The sequence below is a fragment of the Aeromicrobium fastidiosum genome (assembly GCF_017876595.1).
In the GTDB taxonomy this organism is placed as follows: Bacteria; Actinomycetota; Actinomycetes; order Propionibacteriales; family Nocardioidaceae; genus Aeromicrobium; species Aeromicrobium fastidiosum.
In genome coordinates, this window is the sequence record NZ_JAGIOG010000001.1 from 498,781 (window position 1) to 518,009 (window position 19,229).

21 protein-coding genes and 1 tRNA gene are annotated in these 19,229 nt (G+C 68.7%); 4 read left to right on the forward strand and 18 right to left on the reverse strand.

The window, feature by feature from the left end; all coding sequences use genetic code 11:
• The first annotated feature begins 6 nt into the window (after positions 1-6).
• Positions 7-693 carry a ferredoxin--NADP reductase gene (locus JOF40_RS19875; RefSeq protein WP_188111639.1) on the forward strand — a complete coding sequence of 229 codons (687 nt, stop codon included), beginning with the start codon at positions 7-9 and terminating at the stop codon, positions 691-693.
• 21 nt (positions 694-714) lie between these two features.
• Here JOF40_RS19875 and JOF40_RS02475 read toward each other — a convergent pair whose 3' ends face one another.
• Positions 715-1,143 (reverse strand): VOC family protein, encoded by a 429-nt coding sequence (locus JOF40_RS02475; protein WP_129179790.1) that lies wholly within the window; start codon positions 1,141-1,143, stop codon positions 715-717.
• 141 nt (positions 1,144-1,284) lie between these two features.
• Here JOF40_RS02475 and JOF40_RS02480 point away from each other — a divergent pair.
• Positions 1,285-1,357: transfer RNA gene (locus JOF40_RS02480), tRNA-Lys, on the forward strand.
• A 76-nt stretch (positions 1,358-1,433) separates the two neighbouring features.
• Here JOF40_RS02480 and JOF40_RS02485 read toward each other — a convergent pair.
• Complete coding sequence (locus tag JOF40_RS02485) at positions 1,434-1,811, reverse strand: tyrosine-type recombinase/integrase (RefSeq protein WP_209674333.1); 378 nt, start codon at positions 1,809-1,811, stop codon at positions 1,434-1,436.
• Here JOF40_RS02485 and JOF40_RS02490 point away from each other — a divergent pair.
• A complete protein-coding gene (locus JOF40_RS02490) occupies positions 1,783-2,022 on the forward strand; it encodes a hypothetical protein (RefSeq protein WP_209674336.1) in 240 nt (79 codons plus the stop codon). The two genes, JOF40_RS02485 and JOF40_RS02490, sit on opposite strands and share 29 nt — an antisense overlap.
• Before the next feature lie 57 nt (positions 2,023-2,079).
• Here JOF40_RS02490 and JOF40_RS02495 read toward each other — a convergent pair whose 3' ends face one another.
• The 3 genes from JOF40_RS02495 to JOF40_RS02505 all read right to left on the reverse strand — a co-directional run bounded on the left by JOF40_RS02495 (position 2,080) and on the right by JOF40_RS02505 (position 3,721).
• Positions 2,080-2,286 carry a hypothetical protein gene (locus tag JOF40_RS02495; protein ID WP_129179792.1) on the reverse strand — a complete coding sequence of 69 codons (207 nt, stop codon included), beginning with the start codon at positions 2,284-2,286 and terminating at the stop codon, positions 2,080-2,082.
• Between the two features lie 161 nt (positions 2,287-2,447).
• Positions 2,448-3,173 (reverse strand): hypothetical protein, encoded by a 726-nt coding sequence (locus JOF40_RS02500; RefSeq protein WP_129179794.1) that lies wholly within the window; start codon positions 3,171-3,173, stop codon positions 2,448-2,450.
• A gap of 176 nt (positions 3,174-3,349) precedes the next feature.
• A complete protein-coding gene (locus JOF40_RS02505; RefSeq protein WP_188111640.1) occupies positions 3,350-3,721 on the reverse strand; it encodes a helix-turn-helix domain-containing protein in 372 nt (123 codons plus the stop codon).
• A gap of 82 nt (positions 3,722-3,803) precedes the next feature.
• Here JOF40_RS02505 and JOF40_RS02510 point away from each other — a divergent pair, with 82 nt between their 5' ends.
• A complete protein-coding gene (locus JOF40_RS02510) occupies positions 3,804-4,358 on the forward strand; it encodes a hypothetical protein (RefSeq protein ID WP_129179798.1) in 555 nt (184 codons plus the stop codon).
• A gap of 273 nt (positions 4,359-4,631) precedes the next feature.
• Here JOF40_RS02510 and JOF40_RS02515 read toward each other — a convergent pair whose 3' ends face one another.
• The 13 genes from JOF40_RS02515 to JOF40_RS02575 all read right to left on the reverse strand — a co-directional run bounded on the left by JOF40_RS02515 (position 4,632) and on the right by JOF40_RS02575 (position 19,191).
• Positions 4,632-5,531, reverse strand: coding sequence for an AraC family transcriptional regulator (locus JOF40_RS02515; protein ID WP_129179800.1), 900 nt, complete (start codon positions 5,529-5,531; stop codon positions 4,632-4,634).
• Between the two features lie 113 nt (positions 5,532-5,644).
• The gene (locus JOF40_RS02520; RefSeq protein ID WP_209674337.1) at positions 5,645-6,490 is read right to left on the reverse strand and encodes a siderophore-interacting protein; all 846 of its coding nucleotides are present in this window, start codon (positions 6,488-6,490) and stop codon (positions 5,645-5,647) included.
• Positions 6,487-7,512, reverse strand: coding sequence for an iron-siderophore ABC transporter substrate-binding protein (locus JOF40_RS02525; RefSeq protein ID WP_188111641.1), 1,026 nt, complete (start codon positions 7,510-7,512; stop codon positions 6,487-6,489). The genes JOF40_RS02520 and JOF40_RS02525 overlap by 4 nt, the downstream gene beginning before the upstream one ends.
• A 5-nt stretch (positions 7,513-7,517) precedes the next feature.
• Positions 7,518-8,420: an ABC transporter ATP-binding protein gene (locus JOF40_RS02530; protein ID WP_129179805.1), complete on the reverse strand. Its 903-nt coding sequence runs from the start codon at positions 8,418-8,420 to the stop codon at positions 7,518-7,520.
• Positions 8,417-9,514, reverse strand: coding sequence for a FecCD family ABC transporter permease (locus JOF40_RS02535; protein ID WP_129179806.1), 1,098 nt, complete (start codon positions 9,512-9,514; stop codon positions 8,417-8,419). The genes JOF40_RS02530 and JOF40_RS02535 overlap by 4 nt, the downstream gene beginning before the upstream one ends.
• Positions 9,511-10,572, reverse strand: coding sequence for a FecCD family ABC transporter permease (locus JOF40_RS02540; RefSeq protein WP_129179808.1), 1,062 nt, complete (start codon positions 10,570-10,572; stop codon positions 9,511-9,513). Before JOF40_RS02540 ends, JOF40_RS02535 begins: the two co-directional genes overlap by 4 nt.
• A gap of 251 nt (positions 10,573-10,823) precedes the next feature.
• Positions 10,824-11,486, reverse strand: a complete 663-nt coding sequence (gene cofC / locus JOF40_RS02545) for a 2-phospho-L-lactate guanylyltransferase (protein ID WP_129179810.1) — start codon at positions 11,484-11,486, stop codon at positions 10,824-10,826.
• Positions 11,483-13,984, reverse strand: coding sequence for a bifunctional FO biosynthesis protein CofGH (locus JOF40_RS02550; protein ID WP_129179812.1), 2,502 nt, complete (start codon positions 13,982-13,984; stop codon positions 11,483-11,485). The genes cofC and JOF40_RS02550 overlap by 4 nt, the downstream gene beginning before the upstream one ends.
• Before the next feature lie 3 nt (positions 13,985-13,987).
• Complete coding sequence (gene npdG, locus JOF40_RS02555) at positions 13,988-14,650, reverse strand: NADPH-dependent F420 reductase (RefSeq protein WP_129179814.1); 663 nt, start codon at positions 14,648-14,650, stop codon at positions 13,988-13,990.
• A gap of 210 nt (positions 14,651-14,860) precedes the next feature.
• A complete protein-coding gene (locus JOF40_RS02560) occupies positions 14,861-15,622 on the reverse strand; it encodes an FAD-binding oxidoreductase (protein ID WP_129179816.1) in 762 nt (253 codons plus the stop codon).
• Between the two features lie 42 nt (positions 15,623-15,664).
• Positions 15,665-16,291 (reverse strand): PaaI family thioesterase, encoded by a 627-nt coding sequence (locus JOF40_RS02565; protein ID WP_129179818.1) that lies wholly within the window; start codon positions 16,289-16,291, stop codon positions 15,665-15,667.
• Positions 16,288-17,160 (reverse strand): MaoC/PaaZ C-terminal domain-containing protein, encoded by an 873-nt coding sequence (locus JOF40_RS02570; protein WP_129179820.1) that lies wholly within the window; start codon positions 17,158-17,160, stop codon positions 16,288-16,290. Before JOF40_RS02570 ends, JOF40_RS02565 begins: the two co-directional genes overlap by 4 nt.
• A gap of 45 nt (positions 17,161-17,205) precedes the next feature.
• Complete coding sequence (locus JOF40_RS02575; RefSeq protein WP_129179822.1) at positions 17,206-19,191, reverse strand: flavin-containing monooxygenase; 1,986 nt, start codon at positions 19,189-19,191, stop codon at positions 17,206-17,208.
• Positions 19,192-19,229 lie beyond the last annotated feature (38 nt).

Genomic DNA, 19,229 nt, shown 5'->3' on the forward strand with positions numbered 1-19,229 from the left:
GGTCGCGTGGCACACCAGCTGGTCGACATCGAGCTCACCGTCAAGCACGTCCGCGCCGAGACGCCCCAGCACCTCAGCGTGGTCTACGAGCGTCCGCGAGGCTTCGACTACGAGGCCGGCGACTGGATCGACCTGCAGCTCGAGGGCGATCCGCGGGGCGGACGGACGTACTCGCTGTCGTCGTCGCCGACCGAACCCGATCTGATGATCACGTTCAAGGAGGGGCAGAGCGAGCTCAAGAAGGCGCTGGCCGCATCCTCCGCCGGCGACACGGCTCGCATCACGGCCTTCGGCAACGACTACGAGTTCCAGCTCGACGAGCACCGGGACAGCGTGCTGATCGCCGGTGGCGTCGGCGTGGCCCCGTTCCGCGGCATGCTCAAGGACATGGTCGACCGACAGGTACCCGGCTCCGTCGAGCTGGTCTACCTCAACGCGAGCGACGACTTCTTGTTCAAGGACGAGCTCGACACCTGGCAGACCGAGCTCGCGGAGGCGCGCGTGCACTACGTCGTCACGCGCGGGCTCAAGCGCAAGGATCGCGAACGCGTCCTGCGCGACCTCGTGCCCGCCACGGCACACCTCTACTACGTGGCGGGGCCCGAGGGCATGGTCGAGTCGACCGAGACGATGCTGATGGCGTCGGGTGTCGACCACGACGACATCCGCATCGACGTCTTCGGCGGCTACTGACCTCTCAGCTGTCGACGGCCGTCAGCGGTTGGGGGCGGTCAGCTCGAGCGCGATGTTGTCGGGGTCGCGGAACTCGAGGATCGCGATGCCCGCGTCGCCGAGGTCCTTGACGCCCTCGTGGGCGATGCCCAGGTCGTCGAGCACCGTCACGGCCGCCTCGAGGGCTGCGAGGTCGGGCACCGAGAAGCTGACGTGGTCGAGACCCGCGCGGTCCTCGTGGAACGAGTCGTCGCCGGGAGCGACGGGACGCAGACCCAGCAGGCCCCCGCCGAAGCTGTAGATGACGCCGCCGAACAGGAACGACAGCGCCTCCTGGGTCGCCGCGTCGGGGTTCGGCGGCAGCTCGAATGCGACGTCGAACCCGAACACGGAGTCGTAGAACGTGCGCGAGACGTCGATGTCGCGGACGGTCAGGCGGACGTGGCTGTAGTCGTCGACGGTGACGGGCATGGTGCTCCTCTGGTCGGGGGTCCTTCCACGTTCGCACGCGCGCGGCGGGGTCGCTTGGTCAAACCGTCGGGCCGAGCCCCGTGCTGTTGCGCCGCTGGTCTGGTGTTCTGCGATACTCGCTGGTGGACGCTCAGGTGTCCCGGGCCTCTAGCTCAATTGGCAGAGCAGCGGACTTTTAATCCGCGGGTTGTCGGTTCGAGTCCGACGGGGCCCACCGACATCGTCGCTGGTCAGAGGCATTGCGTCGCCGATCTCCTCGTCGTCGTGGAGCGCCTCGTGGAGCAGTGTGGTCAGAATGTGGGAACCGTCGGCCCCGCGAGGTCCGCGAGGCACCAAGGCGGCGGCCTTCTCGGCCGCGTCGCGGCCGACGCCTCGAGCAGGTGCGAGTAGATGTCCATCGTGATCGCGATCGACGCCTGACCGAGCCTCTTGGACACGATCTCGACGGGCACGCCGGCGGCGAGCATCAGCGAGGCCGAGCCGTGCCGCGGGTCGAGCAGTCGGATGCGACGGACCCCCGCCGCGGCACTGAGCCGGACGAATGCCTTGCTGATGGTCGACGGGACGAGGGGGCGTCCGTCGACGTGGGAGAAGACCAGGCCGACCGTCGCGATGATCGGCGAAGCCGGACCTGAGGTCGTGGCCCCGCTGTCCGGGTCGAAGGGCAAGGCTGCGATGGCGTCGCTCGGCTCGGGGCCGGGCAACTCCGAGGAGCTCGCGATGCAGCTGACCGAACTGCTCGACGTCACCCGCGAGCAGTCCGACCTGCTCGCCGCGGTGGCCGACCGCGACATCACCCCGGCCGTGGACGGCCGCCAGGCAGGCACGATTTACAAGGCCGGCGAGCACGCTGCAGGCAGACTCGGAAGGCCCCGCTGATAAGTGTCCCGTTCGTGCTCAACGTGCCGCGTCGGGCGGGCGCAGCCGCAGCGCACACTATCCCTGCGGGCTCGCCTCGACTATCTCGGCGTTCTCCCACTTGCCCGGCGCGTAGATCGCGAGGGTGTCCGCATGCTGCCGCGCCGGGTTGTCGCCCACGACCAGGTGCCCGCTGTCGAGGAAGATGCCACGGCCCTTCTCGTAGCGGTCTGAGACCTCACTGCCAGCTGGGCTCTGGTGCCTGACTGTGACCTTGACCGTCATAACGGTTCCTTCCGTCTGCCGCCGGTGCCTTCCGTCGGTCGCTGCCAGTCAACCGCTCATCGGTGACAGTTTTCCTCTTCAAGGGTGGCGGGGCGCTTCACCCCGAGCCTGGCGCGCACCCAACCAGAGAGTCCAGGAGGCTGAGCATTTGGTCGCCCTCTTTAGCTGAGCCCGGACTCAATTGCCTTCTGCGCGCCGTCAGCTGCCCGAAGTGCCAACTGTCCGCCCAGTCCGCCCGCGAGCCCGGCCACCAGCTGGTCTCGCGTTGCCCGCCACCGACTCGCGGTAGGAACGTCACCCGATCCTTCCGCGATGTCAGCCTGCAGTGACATCGCACCACCAAGCTCGAGCAGGATGCTCCGCGGCGGGTCGTCGCCGAAGGTGTCGATCTCGTCGAGGGTGGCCTGCGCCTCTACGATGAGACTCCAGATGTAGCGACGGCTCTCGAGACTCAAGCTGCGGTCGGTCGCCACGAGGAGCTTCGCTTCCTCCAGGACTGTCATGAGCGACTTCCGCTCGTCTGCGGAGATCTCGATGCCGCCGACCTGGTCCAGGAGCAGGCCAAGGCCCTGCAAGTTCTCGAGCCGGGCTGACTCGACGATCCGTCGTCCCCCACTGTTCAAAGTTTTCCATGGCGCGGTGTAGGTGAAGACAGCCTCGTACCACGAGACGACCGAAGCATCGAACATCTTCGTCTGCTGGCCGGCAGCCTCCATGCCTCGCAGGATGCTGTCCACGCGGTGCGCTAGTTCGACGGCCCGAGCTTGCTCTCGCCAGAAGTCTCGGGGGTCTACCTCGGAGTGCCCGCGCGTCGTCTCGGCCGTCATGTTCGCCTCGACGTTCCAGGTGGCGAGTAGGTCTGCGAGTGCGGTGGCGGCGTTCGTCATGATGACTCCTGGGTGGGGGCGAACCTGTGTCTCGTGCTCACCGTGGGGACGGGCAGGAGAAATATCAGGCTAGCTCCCGAGATCCCTCCGGCTGGCGTCTCTTCATCGGTCCGCTACGTGTCGCGGCCCCACCTACCGTCCGAAGATGGGTGCAGTGGGGCCGCGATCACAGCATGTCAGACAGTGAAGATCCTGATGTCGTCGAAGTCGAACAGGTCGTTTTCGTCGAGCAGGCCTTCCTCGATGCAGGCACGCCGGATCCGCTCTCGCTCTCTCTGCTTGGTCGTCAGGTACGGCGGCTCGACCTGCGCGGCGAGGTCGCGCTTGTGAATAGCGGTGAGGAACACCGGCGGGCCGGTGTGCTCCGTCGTCGGGGCCGGAGTCAGGAACTCGTCGAGCGCGGCCTGGCTGATGAGGTACTTCCGCCCGGGACGGACGGCCTTGATCTCGCCCCGCTTGCACCGCCGCGACACGTTCTCCCCCGACTCGCGCAGCACCGCGGCGACCTCGGCGGTCGTGTAGAAGATGGGCAGCTCTGGGAGAGTCATGCTGCGAGTCTCCGCCCGTGACCCAGCCATGTGCTGGGATTGGCCCCCGGACGACCGGCGTCCGAGCAGGAGGGTGCTCCCCATGGCGGACGTGAATCTCTGGGCGGTCGCTGGAGGAGTTGCGATATACGCAGGTGGTCTCGGCACGGAGTTGCTGCGCGGCGTCCTGACCCGCAGCGCCAGCAGGACGGAGCGGGAAGACGCTCGCACGCAGCAGCGCCAGGACCGTCGCGAGGACTTCGAAGTCGCTGCGCTGCTTGAGCTGCAGGAGGTGATTCTCGTGATGGCCCGGCAAGTTGGCGTGGGGATCGTGTCTGACGACACTCACTTCAGGGCGACCGGAAGTTGGAGACGCGGTGCACCTCTGCTTCCCGACGAGGCCGGCGGCGAAGCAAGTCTGGTTGCCGGGAGAACGTTCTTGAAACTGAAGCCACGCATCCCAAGTGCGGAGCTCAGGACTGTTCTCGAGGCGTTCCACTATTCCTGTACGGAGGTGACTCTCTCGCCCCCCGGCGACGGACACAACGACCAAGCGATGCACGACGAAGGCATGCGGCGCGCGGCGGCGATGACCGATCGCCTCGTAGCCGCGCAGGATGCCATCGACGCTCGAATCCGGGATCTCTACGCGACCTGAGGTGTGGGAACACCGTGGGAACGGACACGCCATGAACCAGCGAACGAGCGCGGATTCGCCCGACACGAAACGACTGCAATCCCGAACTGTGACGGACATTGGCGGCATCATGCGGACTCCCCCGGCACAGGGTTCCCGCTACTTTTAATCCGCGGGTTGTCGGTTCGAGTCCGACGGGGCCCACCGACCGCAAGACACTCATCGGCGATCGACGACGCCTTCGAGCCGTTACGCGCGTGCGCCGTCGGGCCCGAAGGTCTCGACGGGCTCGCCTCAGAGGCGGTGGCGGTAGGCGTTCGGCGTCGAGTTCCAGTAGGCGCGGAACCTGCGGGCGGCGTAGCTGGGGTCGGTCCAGCCCACGGCCCGGGCCGCCACCGCGACCGTGAGGTCGGTCGTCCTCAGCAGGTAGCCCAGCCGCTCGGCGCGGATCCGCTGCAGATACGCGATCGGCGACGTGCCGGTATCGGCCCGGAACACCCGGGCCAGCTGCGAAGGGGACAGGGATATCTCCCGGGCCAGCTCCTCCAGCGTCCAGTTACGGTCGATCTGGTCGTGCAGGAGGGATACCGCGTGCGAGACGCTGTACCGGTAGCGCATCGCCGGATTCGACGTCGTGGTCGAGTGCTGGGAGTGCAGCGGCCGCACCTGCGAGACCCGGCTCGCCCGGCTGCCCGACAACGCGGGCTCCAAGCAGGCGAGCAGGTCGAAGAATCGAGCGAGCCGGTAGAACAGGTTCTGGGGGTCGCTGAGGGTCAGCAGCTCCAGGGATGCGTTCGCTCCTGCTTGCAGCGCTGGGTCCAGCTCGAGGGTCAGCGCGCTCGCACCCGCCCCGGACACCGAGCGATCCTGGAGCAGAGGGCCGATCATCGGCAGAGCCCTGAGCCACGCGAGCTCGGCACCGAGCAGAGAGGTCGACACCAGCACGTTGGTGACCTCCACCGACGACTCCGGCTCGAGGGCGTGCCAGCTGCCCGGTGCCAGCACGACCAGGCTTCCCCTCTGCAGCGAGGTGATGCCTTCCTCGGTGTGCTGCTCGGCTCGCCCGGATCGCACGAACAAGAGCTCGGCGAAGTCGTGCGAGTGCGCGCAGACAGGCCGGTCGATCGTCACGCTCTCCGCCGCCAGCGCGACGTGGCCTGCCGGGAAGACCTCGGCCTCCGTCATGGTCATCATCTCGACCGCTCCTTCCCGTTCGATCCACTGACCACGACCTCGTGGACGACACCAGGTGAGGGTCACCTAATATCCTATCCGGGTGCCGTCGCGACGGTCGCGCGGAGTCGGCGCTACCCCGGGCTGGCCTTGCCGTGCTTCCAGTAGCCCTGGAAGGTGATGTCCGTCTTGGGCATCCCGACCTCGTTGACGAGGAACCGCCGCGCGCCGGTGGCCAGACCGCTCTCCCCGGCGATGAACGCATAGGCCGGCCTGTCGCGCGGGCGCACCGTCTCGGAGAGAGTCTGCAGGGCCAGCCGGCCGGGTACGGCGTGCTCGTCCTCGCGGGGCAACCAGTGCATCGTCACTCCGGCCGGGACCCGGACGTCCCGGACGTCGCCGGCGTGCGGGACCTCGAGGAACACCTGCGCCTCGAGATCGCGAGGGGCCTGCTCGAGGATGGCCAGGATCGCCGGCAGGGCGCTCTCGTCGCCGACCAGGAGCTGCCGGCCAGAACCCGGCGGCGGCGCATAGGTGGTGCCCTCGTCGAAGATGCCCACCGTCTCCCCGGGCTTCGCCGACAACGCCCACCCCGATCCCGGGGAGGTGTCACCGTGGGCCACGAACTCGATGTCCAGCTCCAAGGTCTCGGGTCGGAACGCCCGCGCGGTGTACAGGCGCACGTGCGGCCGTGTCGAGGGGGCCATCAGCAACCACTGCGCGAGCCACCCGTCATGGGACCAGCTCGGCATGCGCAGCTCCTGCTGCCCCGGGCGACGGAAGAAGAAGCGGAACATCTGGTCGTCGCCGACGTACCTGTACCGCGCGAGCTGCGGGCCGGAGATCGTCACGCCCACCAGGCTCGGGCTCAGCCGTGAGGTGCGGACCACGTCCGCGGTGATCATCTCCCTGCTCGTGGGCAGCTGTCGTCCGGGCCGCTTGCGCCGCGAGCCCGTCTCCGACTGACCCTGCGGGCTCATCGCTTCACCTTCGCGGCAGCGTCGGCGAGCAGCGGCACGAGCTTCTGCAGCGCCACGGGCAGGCTGAGGACGGAGCCGACGCTGAAGGCGGTCGCGATGTCGCCGGTGGGGTCCAGGAAGACGGCGCGCCCGTCCTCGACGACGGGCAGCGACCGGACGAGCGGGTCGCTCTTCAGCTGGTCGAGGGTGAAGCCGATGGCGAACAGGACCGTCACGTCAGCGTCGAGCGCGGTGATCTTCTCCGCGGGGACCACGGCGGAGAAGCTCATCTGTCGTCCCAGGGCCGGGATCGCGGCGGGCTGCTCGAAGCCGAGGCTGGACAGGAGATCCCAACGAGGATCTCCGGGCAGCGTGGCCCCGTAGGCGTCGCCGGCCTTGGCACCGGCGACGGCCGTCAGTCCCGCGAACTCGGGATGGGCCGTCTTGGCCGCGGCGATCTGGGCGTCGATCCCGTCGACGAGCGCGGCCCCTTCGTCGTCCTTGCCGAGAGCCTTCGAGACGGTCGACGTCTCCGCTCGCCAACCCAGTCCGTACGGATTCGCGCCCTTCGGGGCGTACACGGTGGGGGCGATCGAGCTGAGCCGCTCGAACTGCTTCTTGTCGCCGGCGGAGTTGACGTTGAGGATGAGGTCCGGCTTCAGGGACTGGATCTGCTCGTAGTTGATGCTCTGGTTGACGTTCTTCATGACCACCGGGGTCTCGGAGCCGAAGAGCTGGGTGGCCCAGGGACCCACGCCCTTGGCCTTCTCGCCGAAGCCCAGCCAGTCGTACACGGCGACCGGCTTGACCCCGAGGGCGAGCGCCGTCTCCGCGTCCGACCAACCGAGCGCGACCACGCGCAGGTTCCTGCCCTTCGGCTTGGGCACGGCGACGGTGCCGAACATGGTGTCGACGGAGGACACCAGGTCGTTGGAGCCCTTGCCCGTCCGCGGCTGGTCGCTGGATGACGAGCATCCCGCGGCGATCAGGCAGACCGCCGCCAGGATCGCGACGGCTGCGGGCCCGCGTGTGCTGTGTCTCATGAGTCTCATCTGGTTCTCTCGCTTTCTGGACGTTCGTGTGGAGTGGGAAGGAGCGTTCGGTCGGACGCCGCCACCCGCGGGACGACCAACGGGGTGCCGGCCTCCGGGTCCGGGACGACGACCACGTCGACACCGAAGACGTCGCCGACCAGCTCAGCGGTCACGACCTCAGCGGGCGGACCGGCGGCGACGAGCCGACCGCCGCGCATCGCCACGAGGTGGGTGCCGTAGCGCGCGGCCTGGTTGAGGTCGTGGAGGACGGCCACGAGGGTGCGTCCCTCACGGTGGAGAGAACGGCACAGCTCGAGCACCTCGATCTGGTGCGCGAGGTCGAGGAACGTGGTCGGTTCGTCCAGGAGGAGGATCGGCGTGTCTTGGGCCAGGGCCATGGCGATCCACACGCGTTGCCGCTGCCCGCCGGAGAGCTCGTCGACCCGGCGACGAGACAGATCGGTGAGGTTCGTCCGCTCCAGAGCACGGCGGACAGCGTCCTCGTCCTGGCGGGTCCACGTCCCGAGCAGCGAGCGGTGCGGGTGACGCCCACGCGAGACGAGGTCCGCGACGGTGATCCCGTCGGGCGCGATCGGCCCCTGCGGCAGCATGGCCAGCGAGCGTGCTCGCTGCTTCCGGCCGTGGTGACTGATGTCCTCGCCGCCGAGCAGCACGCGGCCGGAAGCCGGTGCGAGAAGCCCCGCGAGGCTGCGCAGCAGGGTCGACTTGCCGGACGCATTGGCTCCCACCACCACGGTGAACGAGGCGTCCGGGATGTCCAGGTCCAGTCCGTCGATCACGGTTCGCCGGTCGTAGCGGACGACGAGGTCCCGGGCCCCGAGCCCCAGGGGCTGACGCAAGGGCTCCCCAGCCGTCGCGCGTGCTGACGTCTCGCCGGCGTGCTGATCGGTCGTCATGCGACCCTCCGCGATCCGGTTGCCTCGGTCGCCAGGAGCCAGATCAGGTAGACCCCGCCGAGGCACATCGTGACCATCCCGACCGGCACCTCGGCAGGAGACACGACCGTGCGCGCGATCAGGTCGCACGTGCCCAGCAGCAGCGCGCCCATCGCCGCGGACGGCAGGATGTGAGCCCCCGAGGCTCGCGTGAGGCGGCGCGCGAGGTGGGGTGCTGCCAGGGCCACGAACACGATCGGGCCGGCGACCGCCGTGACGACGGCCGTGAGGACGATGGCGATCACGACGAGGAGCCCGAACGTTCGGCCGGTGTGGAGCCCCAGGCTCCGCGCGGTGTCGTCACCGAGCTCGAGGAGCACCATCTGGGAGCCGAGGAGCCCTGCGGCCGGCAGCATCACCGCGAGGCAGACGCCGACACCGATGGCGTCGCGCCACCCGGCGTCGACGAGCGAGCCGGCTCCCCAGGTCGCCGCTGAGATCGCCTGCCGAACGTCCACGGTGATCAGCAGATAGCTGCTCACCGCGCCCAGGATCGCGCTCACGCCGATGCCCACGACGATGAAGCGGTAGCCACTGGTGCCTCCTGAGCGCCAGGTCAACGCGAACACCACGGCTCCTGTCGCGAACCCGCCGAGCAGCGCGCCCAGGGTGATGCCGGTGCCGGACGTCGTGACGACGAGTGAGGCGATCAGCGCTCCTGTGTACGCTCCCGTGCTGAATCCGATGACGTCCGGGCTGCCGAGCGGATTGCGGGTGATCGTCTGGAAGATCACTCCCCCGACGGCCAGGGCAGCGCCGCCGGTCAGGCCGACCACGATGCGCGGCAACCTCCAGTCGACGACGACGAGCCGGGTCGCCGGGTCGCCGTGACCCGTGAGCGCAGCGACGATCGTGTCCACGCTGATGGCGGTCTCGCCGATCGTGAGCGACCACAGACCGACGCCCACGGCGAGCAGCGACAGGACCATCGTGACCGTCGCCGCGCGCACGTCCAGGCGCAGCTGCCGACCAGCCGGCAACGGGACGCTGCGCGTGGTTCGGGGCCAGATGTCGCTCGAACCTGCTGCAGGCAGCACCACACCTCGGATGCTCACTGGCCGACCGCCTTGCCGCGGCGGGTCACGGCGATGAGGACCGGGGCCCCCATCGCGGCCATCACGATGCCCAGGGGGAGCTCCGACGAGGTCAGCACCCGGGCCGCCATGTCGGCGGTCAGCAACAGGATCGGAGCGGCCAGCATGCTGAGGGGCACGATGAGCCGTTGGTCAGGTCCGACGATCGCGCGGACCAGGTGCGGCACCATCAGGCCGAGGAACGAGATGGGCCCTGCGGCCGCCGTGGCCGCGCCGCACAGCAGGGTGAGCGCAGCAACGCCTGCGGTCCGCGTGAGCCCGGGGTGGGTCCCCAGTGCCGACGCGACCTCCTCGCCGAGCGCCAGCGTGTTCAGGGCCGGGGCGATGGCCAGCGCGATCACCAGCCCCACCACGATGAAACCGAGCACGGACCCGACGACGTCCATCTGCCGGTTCTGCAACGAGCCCGCCTGCCAGTAACGAACGCGGTCGAAGACCTCCGAGCTGGACAACGTGACGGCGAAGCTGATGGCGGTGAAGACCGCCCCCAGCGCGACACCGGCCAGCACGAGCTTGGTCGACGATCCACCGTCGGGGCCGGTCGAGCCGACGAGGAACACGACGGACGTGGCGACGAGGGCGCCACCCATCGCGAGCCAGACCAGCGTCGTCGAGCTGGTGGAGCCCAGCACCGCTGCACCGACCGCCACGGCGACGAACGCGCCAGCGTTGACCCCGAGGATGCCCGGGTCTGCGAGTGGATTGCGCGTCAGGGCCTGCATGATCGCGCCGGCCGCGCCGAGCCCGGCACCGACGAGTAACGCGAGCAGCGTCCTCGGCAGCCGGAAGTCGACGACCAGCAGGTCTGAGGTGCTCGAGCCACCATGCGTGAGCGATTGCCACACCTGCGACACGGGGATGTCACCCGAGCCCACCATCATGCTCAGGACCGACAACCCCGCCAGCAGGCACACTCCGCCGAGCACGACCGCTGCGACGTGCCGCCCGGGGTTCGCGGGGTGCGCGGGGACGCTCCCGAGCTCGGTGGGCGGCCTCAGGGCCGTTCGTTCGGATGCCATCAGCCGCGCCGGAGTGCCTTTCGAGACGGTGGTGGACGCGCGCCATCGAGAGAGGCACCGCGGGCTCAGGGTGCCCGCGAGGAGCAGTCAGGTTAGCCTTACCTAGCGTATGGACGACGTGCGTCGGCAGCCAAGGACGACCCGCGCGCCTTCCAGCACGATCGACGCACTCGCCCCGCGCGGGGTCGACGGTGGTGCGCCGATGATGGCATCGACGCCGCGTCCGCGGCTTGGTGCAGCCCGGCCCGCGCTCAGGCGAACCGAGCTGCGGGTGCGGGTGCGCGCGTCAACGCCTCCAGCTCCCTCAGGACCGCTTGCGTGTGCTGCCCGACTCCCAGACGGCGGACCTCTCTCAGGTCCTCTCGCGTGTCGACGTCCTGCCGCACACGGGGGTCGACATGACGGACTGCCTTGACTCCGTCGTGCACGTGCCGCTTGGCGGAGTCGTGCCCGTACTGCGTGAGGAGCAACGCCGGATCGTGCGCCCAGCTGAGCGTCGTGCCGCGGTCGGAGGCGTCAGGGACGAATGCTCGTTGGTACTCGCTCATCGCGGTGAGCGCCGAGTCGAGCGCCACAGCCGTGAGCGCGGCCAGATCGGCGGGCACGACGACGACCGGAGCATCGGGACGTCTCGACATCGCCCAGCGACGCCCCCGGTCGATCGCCACGTTCAACATGTTGGGAGCCAGCATCGGCCTGTCCGTGAGCAGCACCGCCCCGTGACCTCGCGCAACCGACCCGAGCTCGACCTCGGCACTGACGATCACCAGCTGGCCCACCGACGATGCGTTGCCCACCTGCTCGAGGACGTCCAGGGCGAAGGCGCGCGCGAGATCAGCCCTGCGAGCATCCACCCCCAGGCGCGACTTCGAGAGGGCCCAGGGCTTGACGGGGACGATGACGGTGGCGTTCACCCGACCACCTCGTGGACATTCGCGTAGAGCGTCGTCCGCTCGCGCGCCGGGCGGCCCGCAGCATGGGCCATGGCCTCCAGCTCGGCTCGTTCCTTGCGCGACCCGTTCGTCGAGCCCGCCATGCGACTGATGGTCTCCTCCATCAACGTCCCACCGAGGTCGTTGACCCCGCCGTTCAGCACCTGGCTCAACAGCTCAGGACCGAGCTTGACCCAGGACGTCTGGATGTTGGGGATCAGGCCGTGGAGCATGATGCGCGCCACGGCATGGACCGCGCGGTTGTCGCGAGCGGTGGGACCCGGCCGCGCGACGCCGGCCAGGTAGATCGGCGACGACTGATGCACGAACGGCAAGGGGACGAACTCGGTGAAGCCGCCGGTGTCCTTCTGGATGCCCGCCAGGACCTGCAGGTGCTTGACCCAGTGACCCGGATGATCGACGTGCCCGTACATCATCGTGCTGGTCGTGGGCAGGCCGATGCGGTGAGCCGTCGTGACGACATCGATCCACGCCGACGTCGGCAGCTTTCCCTTGGTCAGGACCCAACGGATGTCGTCGTCGAGGATCTCGGCAGCCGTGCCGGGCAACGAGTCCACCCCGGCCTCCTTGGCGGCGATCAGGAACTCCGTCAGCGACAGACCCGTCCTGGCCACGCCGTTCATGACCTCCATCGGGCTGAAGGCGTGCACGTGGAGCGAGGGCTCCGCATCCTTGACCGCTCGGGCGATGTCGAAGTAGGCGGTCCCGGGCATCTCGGGATCGATGCCGCCCTGCATGCAGACCTCGGTCGCACCGACCTTGACCGCGATGCGTGCCCGGTTCGCGATCTCGTCCAACGACAGCGTGTAGGCATCGGCATCGGTCTTGCGCTGCGCGAAGGCGCAGAACCGGCAGCCGGTGTAGCAGATGTTGGTGAAGTTGATGTTCCGGTTGACCACGTAGGTGACCAGGTCGCCGACGGCTTCGCGACGCAGCTGATCGGCGAGCTCCGTCACGGCCTCGAGAGCCGGGCCCTCCTCGGCCGTCATGAGGCTCACCGCGTGCTGGGTCGACAGGCCGGCAGGATCGACCTCCGCGGCCCGAAGCGCCGCATGAAGATCTGACGGGATGCGCTCGGGACCGCGCTGATCGCGACCGACGCGGTCGCGAAGCACCGACCAGTCACCGTAGACCTCGTCGAAGTCACTGCGTCGGTCCGTCGTCCGACCGTCGACATCGATGCTCTCGTGGAGGTCCGCTCGACCGGTCGTGGCACGGAAGCCGCCATCCGGCTCCTGCCACGGGAGACCCACGGGGAGCACGTCGCGCGCCAGGCCGTCGTCGTCGCGCAGAGCGTCGACGTGACCCCGCAGACGCGGGTCGAGCCACGGAACGTCCAGGTACGGCGGATGCGCCGTGAGCCGCTCACGCAGGGTCAACCCCGCCTCGGAGCAGAGGGACGCGAGCCTGCCGAGGTCGGGCCACGGTCGCTCCGGATTGACGTGGTCCGGCGTCAGGGGGCTGATGCCACCGAAGTCGTCGACGCCGGCGTCGAGGAGTGCTCGGCACTCCGCCAGGTCGACCAGGTTCGGAGGAGCCTGGATGCGCATGGCCGGTCCCATGACGACCCGTGTCGTCGCGATCGCGGCCAGGTACTCCTCGAGACCCACGTCGTCCACGTGCCGCATCGCGGTGTCGGGCTTGGCGCGGAAGTTCTGGACGATGACCTCCTGGATCGAGCCGTACGATCGCGCGATGCGTCGCAGCTCCATGATCGACTCGGCACGCTCGACGACGTCCTCGCCGATCCCGATCAGCAGTCCCGTCGTGAAGGGGATGCTCAACCGACCGGCGTCCTCCAGCACCCGCAGCCGCGTCGCCGGGTCCTTGTCGGGCGACTTGTAGTGGGCATGCCCCTTCTCGGTCAGACGCACGCTGGTGGTCTCCAGCATCATCCCCATGCTCGGCGCGACCGGCTTCAGCCGGGACATCTCGGCCCACGACATGACCCCGGGGTTGAGGTGCGGGAGCAGGCCGGTCTCCTCCAGCACGCGGATGCTCATGGCACGGACGTACTCCAGGGTCGAGTCGTACCCGGCCTCCTCGAGCCACGCCTTCGCCTCGGGCCATCGATCCTCGGGACGATCGCCCAGGGTGAACAGCGCCTCCTTGCACCCCAGCTCCGCGCCGCGGCGCGCGATGGCCATCACCTCGTCGGGCGACAGGAAGGGGGCCTCGAGCTTGCCGGGCACCGTGACGAAGGTGCAGTAGTGGCAGCGGTCCCGGCAGAGCCTCGTCAGCGGGATGAAGACCTTGCGGGAGTAGGTGACGGTGGCGGGCCGTCCGGCGGCCTCGAGCCCGGCATCCCTGACCCTCCGCGCAACGCTCATCAGGCGGTCGAGGTGGTCACCGCGCGCTTCCAGCAGGGCCTGCACCTCGTCGCCGTTGAGCGTCTTGCCGGCTTCGGCACGCGCCACGGCACGGCCCACCGCCCGCGAGATCCCTACCTCGGTCTGCATGGCTCAGCCCTGCTCTACACCGGTGACCGCCACGCCCGAACGCGTCTTGTATCGCTTGTTCATGCTGATGAGCACCGCCGTGAGTGGCTCGAGCTGGCGAGCCAGCCGCAGGGCGCCGGCGTCGATGCCGCGCTTGCCCGTCACCGAGGCAGCCAGGTCCTGCACCACGTCCTTGGCATCGGCGTCGTCGCCGCACACCAGGACGTCGTCGTGCGACAACGGGTCGGGCGTCTTCCACAGCGACAGCGCCGCCACGTGGTGGAAGGCTCCGACGACGCGAGCCGTGGGCACCAGCCGCTGGGTCTCCTGAGCGGCAGACTCCTCCAGCACCAGCCCGAAGGGGCCGTCCTGGTCGAACCCCAGGGGGTTGACGCACGAGATGACCAGCTTGCCCGCGAGCTGCTCGGACAGTCCGAGCACCAGGTCGGCGTGACCGTCCCACGGCACCGCCAGGAGGACGATGTCGGAGGCCTGGACCGCGTCGGCGTTGGTCGCTCCGGAGACGGACGAAGCCCCCAGCTTGACGTTGATCTCGTCGGCCTTCTCCTGGGCGCGGGTCGCGTCGCGAGAGCCGATCGTGACGGCATGACCGGACAGGGCGAACCGGTAGGCGAGTCCTCGGCCCTGCGGACCGGTTCCGCCGACCACGGAGATGTTCAACGACATGGTGTCTTCCTCTTCATCAGACGGAACTGCATCGAGTCGAGCTCGACGACATGGTGACTGGGATGCGGCCCTCTTGCCGGTGGTCCTGGTCCGACCGCCGGTGGGTGGAACGGCGGCAGGTCCAGTGGATGTTCAGTACGTCACATCATCCTAGGACGAATGCGAACAATTTGAACATAGCGTTCTCAAAAATCTTTGGACGATCGAGTCTCACGCCGTGCTCGCGCGCGGGGCGACGGGAAGGGAGTCGAACGGATTGGCTCGCAACGAGATGAACCGCTCTTGATGGACCCTCTCCCTCGGCAGCCCCAGCCGGCCCAGCGCTTCGGCCGCAACGTCCATGAAAGGTGGCGGTCCGCACACGAAGGCATCGAACGAGGTCGATTCGATCGCCCAGGTCTCGACCGTCTCGATGGTCGGCGGACCCGTCTCGGAATCCAGCCAGTGCGAGATCGCGATCCGGTCGCGATGGACGTGGGACAGCTCCGCCAGTGCGCGGTCGAACATGATGGAGTCACGATCGCGGTTGGCATATGCCATGACGATCCTGGAGCTCCCCTTCAGCAGGGCAGTCCTCAGGATCGACAGGATCGGCGTGATGCCGCTCCCGCCTGCAAGGAGCAGGAGGTCGGCGCCGAACGACGTCGGAGTGAAGGCCCCCATGGGAGGGAGGGTCCGGATCCGCTGGCCCGGGCGAAGGCTGTCGCAGATCCAGTTCGACGCGTAGCCACCGACGGTCCGTTTCACGCCGATGCTGATGGTGCCGCCGGGTTCAGCCGGACTGCTGCACAGGGAGTAGCAGCGTGCGACCTGCCCCCTCGTGTCACCCGGCACCTCCAGGGTCAGGAACTGCCCGGGGCGGTAGGTGAAGTCGCTCTCCGCACCCACCGGAATCGCGAACGTGACGCACACCGCGTCCGCCGTCTCGTCAGTGACGTCGACGACGTCAAGGTCGAACGATCGTACTGGCATCAGGACTCCTCCCATGAACCGTCAGGCGACCTACGTCGGCGCTCACCGCGGACGTGGCAGGTGCTTGTCGATGAAGATGGCCTCCGCGGTGACGCACAGCTCGCCGTCGGCGTGAAGCTCGCCGGTCGTGCGGATCTTGCGACCCTCGACCGTCTCCTGACGGGCGGTGATCACCAGCTCCACGAACAACGGTGCCGGTCGGTGGTACCGCACGGTCAGCGTCCCCGTCATCCCGGACACCCCGGCCCACTGGTTGGCGAAGTCCAACGCATGATCGAGCAACAGCGCCGATATCCCGCCGTGGATGACGCCGGGCGGGCCCTGATACGGCAGGCCCAGAGTGGTCCGGCTCTCCACGCTGCCGTCGTCGCGACCGAGGAAGCGCAGGGGTGGGGCGAGGGCGTTCTCCGATCCCACGACGGGGTCGTGCCGGGTGACGCCATCGCCGGCCCACATGTCGACCATGCGCTGCTGCAGCGTCGGTGCGTGACGCTCGAGCCGTTCGGCCACGGCCTCGAGCCGCGCAGCCACGTCGGACATGTCGAGGGCGGTACCGTCACCCGCCAGCAGGAGCGCCTCGACGACGCGACGCGCTGCCGCGACCGCCACGTCGAGGCCTTCACCACGGGGCTCGGCGGTCAGGACGACAGGCTCGCGCACTGAGCTCACACCCGCACCGTTGCCGTCGCGTGCGTCAGCACCGGGGTACCGGTCTCGTCGGCACGGGTGGACACCAACGTCAGCTCGTCGCCGCTGCGCCACACCGCCGTCGCGATCGTCTGCCCGGGCACCACTGTGCCGGCGAAGCGGACGTCCAGCGCGGTCAACCGGGAGGCATCGCCGTCGAGGACCTCGTCCACGAGAGCCTTCGCCACGATGCCGTACGAGGCGAGACCGTGCAGGATCGGACGGTCGAAGCCGGCCGCCGCGGCGAACTCCGGATCGACGTGGAGCGGGTTGAGATCGCCGTTGAGGCGGTACAGCAGCGCCTGCCCGGGATCCGTCGTCGTCACCAAACGATGGTCAGGTGCCCGATCGGGCACGCCGGAGATCGGCACGGGACCCGGCTCTCCGCCGAATCCTCCCTCACCACGCGCCCAGATCTGCATCGTCGTGGTCCACAACGGTTCGCCGTCCGGAGCGGTGGCGTCACCTTGCAGCACGATCACCGCAGCCTTCTGCTTGTCCCAGACATCGGCCACCCGCGTCGAGACGGTGGCGGAGCCGGCAGGAGGGATCGGTCGGTGCACCGTCAGCTTCTGGCCTCCGTGGAGGATCCGGCGCAGGTCGATGTCGATCCCCGGCAAACGCATGTCCGCTGGCGGCAGGTCGCCCACAGACGGCCCGCCCCCGGCGACCATCGCGAAGGTCGGCAGCACCTGGAGATCACGCTCGTAGGTCCAGCGCAGCTCCGGATCGACCTCGGCGTGCCGCCCAGCGCCGAGCGAGAGGTGGTAGAGCAGCACGTCGCGCCGGGTCCAGGCGATGGTTCGAACCTGCGGTTCAGCGGATCTGGCGGCGTTGGCGTCGATGGGCACGATCAAGCCTCCTCGGCCGTTGCGGCCGCTGTCCTGCAGACCACGTCACGCCCCCGTCGGCGTCGAACGCCCCGCGTCGGCCACCAGCTGGCCGGCGGTCGCCGGGGCGACGACGAAGTGCGCCGCATCGAACGTGCGAGTCCGTCGCCAGTACTCGAGGTAGGTCCAGGGGCTGCTCACCACCACACGCCCGGCTTCGTTGCGGTACCAGTTGGTCATTCCCTGGTGCGACCAGATGGTCTGCGCGAGAGCGGCGTCGAGCTCCTCGTTGTAGTCCTCGTACACGTCCTCGCGCACCTCGACGCTGGCGACGTCACCCGTGGCGAGCAGGGCGATCGCCTGCAGCACGTAGCGCATCTGGAACTCCGCCACCAGCACCGCGCTGCCGCCGTGCCCCGCGTTCGTGTTCGGCCCGTTGAGGATGAAGAGGTTCGGGAAGTCCGGGACCGTCATGCCCAAGAACGCACGAGCATCGTGGTGGCCCCACACGTCGGTCAGCGTCCGACCAGACGCACCGCGAATCGTCATCGGCCACAGGTACTGAAGAGCCTTGAACCCCGTGGCCCACACGAGGATGTCGACGGCGTGCTCCTCACCCGAGACGGTCGCGACTCCCCGTGGGGTGATGCGGGCGACCGGATCGGTGATGACGTGCACGTCGTCGCGGCGCAGCGCCTTGTACCACCCGTTGTCGAGCAACGGCCGCTTGCCGTACGGAGGATATTCGGGGATGCACACGCCGTGGAGATCTTCGCGATCGCCCAGCTGCTGCTTGATGTAGTCGGTCAGGAAGACGCGGTGACGCTCGTTCTGGGCGTTGATCGACACGTCCGGCTTGTCCCAGTCGGGATCGATCTGCAGGCTCGCGTGCAGACTGTCGCTGAAGTGCCAGAACGCGCGAGCCCGGTACCAGCGGGTGTACGCGGGGCACCGTGCCATGAGGTAGCGGATCGCGGGGGTCACGCCACGTCCGTAGTTGGGGTGCGGCACCACCCACTGCTTCGAGCGCTGGAAGATCAGCACGTCCTCGGCCTGACCGGCGATCGTGGGGACGAGCTGCATCGCGCTCGCGCCTGTGCCGATGACACCGACCCGCTTGCCGACGTGGTCCACGTCGGGGCTCCACTCGGCCGTGTGCATCGACGGGCCCTCGAACGACTCCGCACCTTCCACCGAAGGAGTCTGAGGCCGGTTGAGCGTCCCCACCGCACTGACGAGCACGGGCGTCACCAGGGACGCCTCCTCACCCGTGTCGGTCTTCACGACGACCGACCACGTGGCGCTGCGGGAGTCGTAGTCGGCCTCGACGACCTCGTGCCCGAACTTGATGTGGCCGAGCAGGTCGTGCTCTTCGGCCAGGTCGGCGAGGTAGGCGTGCAGCTCGGGACGCTTGGCGAAGTAGCGGCTCCACCGCCCTCCGTCGGGCTCGAACGAGAAGGAATAGAGGTGGCTCGGGGTGTCGACACCCGCCCCCGGGTAGATGTTCTCGAGCCAGACCCCACCGAGGTCGGCGTTCTTCTCGATGATCGTGAACGGCACGTCCGCCTGCTTGAGCTTGATCGCAAGACCGATCCCGAAGATGCCGGCACCGATGATGAGGACCGAGAAGCCCGGCCGCAAGGGGCTGGGAAGCTCGACGTCTCGTGAGATCTGCCCGATCTCCTCGGCCAGGAGGGCGCCGTAGGAGTCCGGCACCTCGTCGGCCAGCGAGAAGGCCAGCATGTCGGCGACCTCGGACGGATCGAGCCGGCGGCCCCACGAGGCGCTCTGCTCGGACGACACGATGGCGTGCAGGGCTGCCTCACGGACCTCTGCCTGGAGCGACTCCGACAGTCCGCCGGTGTCGTTGTCGTCCAGCGCCCTGCCCTTGGTGATCCGGTAGCGCTCGCCCAGCCACGAGGGGTCTTCGGTGAGCTGGGCGAGCACCAGCAGGAGGGTCGGGATGTTGGCTTCGCCGAGGGCCGCGCGCAGCTCCTCGAGATCGGACGCCGCCGCGCTCGTGGGCGGCGGGGTTTCGCGGGAGATGGTCATGGTCGTCCTTGATGGTTGAAGGGCGCGGAGGGCGTCTG

Bases quoted from the DNA above. Each gene is read 5' to 3' on its own strand.
- JOF40_RS02475 (WP_129179790.1), bottom strand. From the start codon at position 1,143: ATGCCCGTCACCGTCGACGACTACAGCCACGTCCGCCTGACCGTCCGC.
- JOF40_RS02495 (WP_129179792.1), bottom strand. From the start codon at position 2,286: ATGACGGTCAAGGTCACAGTCAGGCACCAGAGCCCAGCTGGCAGTGAG.
- JOF40_RS02500 (WP_129179794.1), bottom strand. From the start codon at position 3,173: ATGACGAACGCCGCCACCGCACTCGCAGACCTACTCGCCACCTGGAAC.
- JOF40_RS02505 (WP_188111640.1), bottom strand. From the start codon at position 3,721: ATGACTCTCCCAGAGCTGCCCATCTTCTACACGACCGCCGAGGTCGCC.
- JOF40_RS02510 (WP_129179798.1), top strand. From the start codon at position 3,804: ATGGCGGACGTGAATCTCTGGGCGGTCGCTGGAGGAGTTGCGATATAC.
- JOF40_RS02515 (WP_129179800.1), bottom strand. From the start codon at position 5,531: ATGATGACCATGACGGAGGCCGAGGTCTTCCCGGCAGGCCACGTCGCG.
- JOF40_RS02520 (WP_209674337.1), bottom strand. From the start codon at position 6,490: ATGAGCCCGCAGGGTCAGTCGGAGACGGGCTCGCGGCGCAAGCGGCCC.
- JOF40_RS02525 (WP_188111641.1), bottom strand. From the start codon at position 7,512: ATGAGACACAGCACACGCGGGCCCGCAGCCGTCGCGATCCTGGCGGCG.
- JOF40_RS02530 (WP_129179805.1), bottom strand. From the start codon at position 8,420: ATGACGACCGATCAGCACGCCGGCGAGACGTCAGCACGCGCGACGGCT.
- JOF40_RS02540 (WP_129179808.1), bottom strand. From the start codon at position 10,572: ATGGCATCCGAACGAACGGCCCTGAGGCCGCCCACCGAGCTCGGGAGC.
- JOF40_RS02550 (WP_129179812.1), bottom strand. From the start codon at position 13,984: ATGCAGACCGAGGTAGGGATCTCGCGGGCGGTGGGCCGTGCCGTGGCG.
- npdG (WP_129179814.1), bottom strand. From the start codon at position 14,650: ATGTCGTTGAACATCTCCGTGGTCGGCGGAACCGGTCCGCAGGGCCGA.
- JOF40_RS02560 (WP_129179816.1), bottom strand. From the start codon at position 15,622: ATGCCAGTACGATCGTTCGACCTTGACGTCGTCGACGTCACTGACGAG.
- JOF40_RS02575 (WP_129179822.1), bottom strand. From the start codon at position 19,191: ATGACCATCTCCCGCGAAACCCCGCCGCCCACGAGCGCGGCGGCGTCC.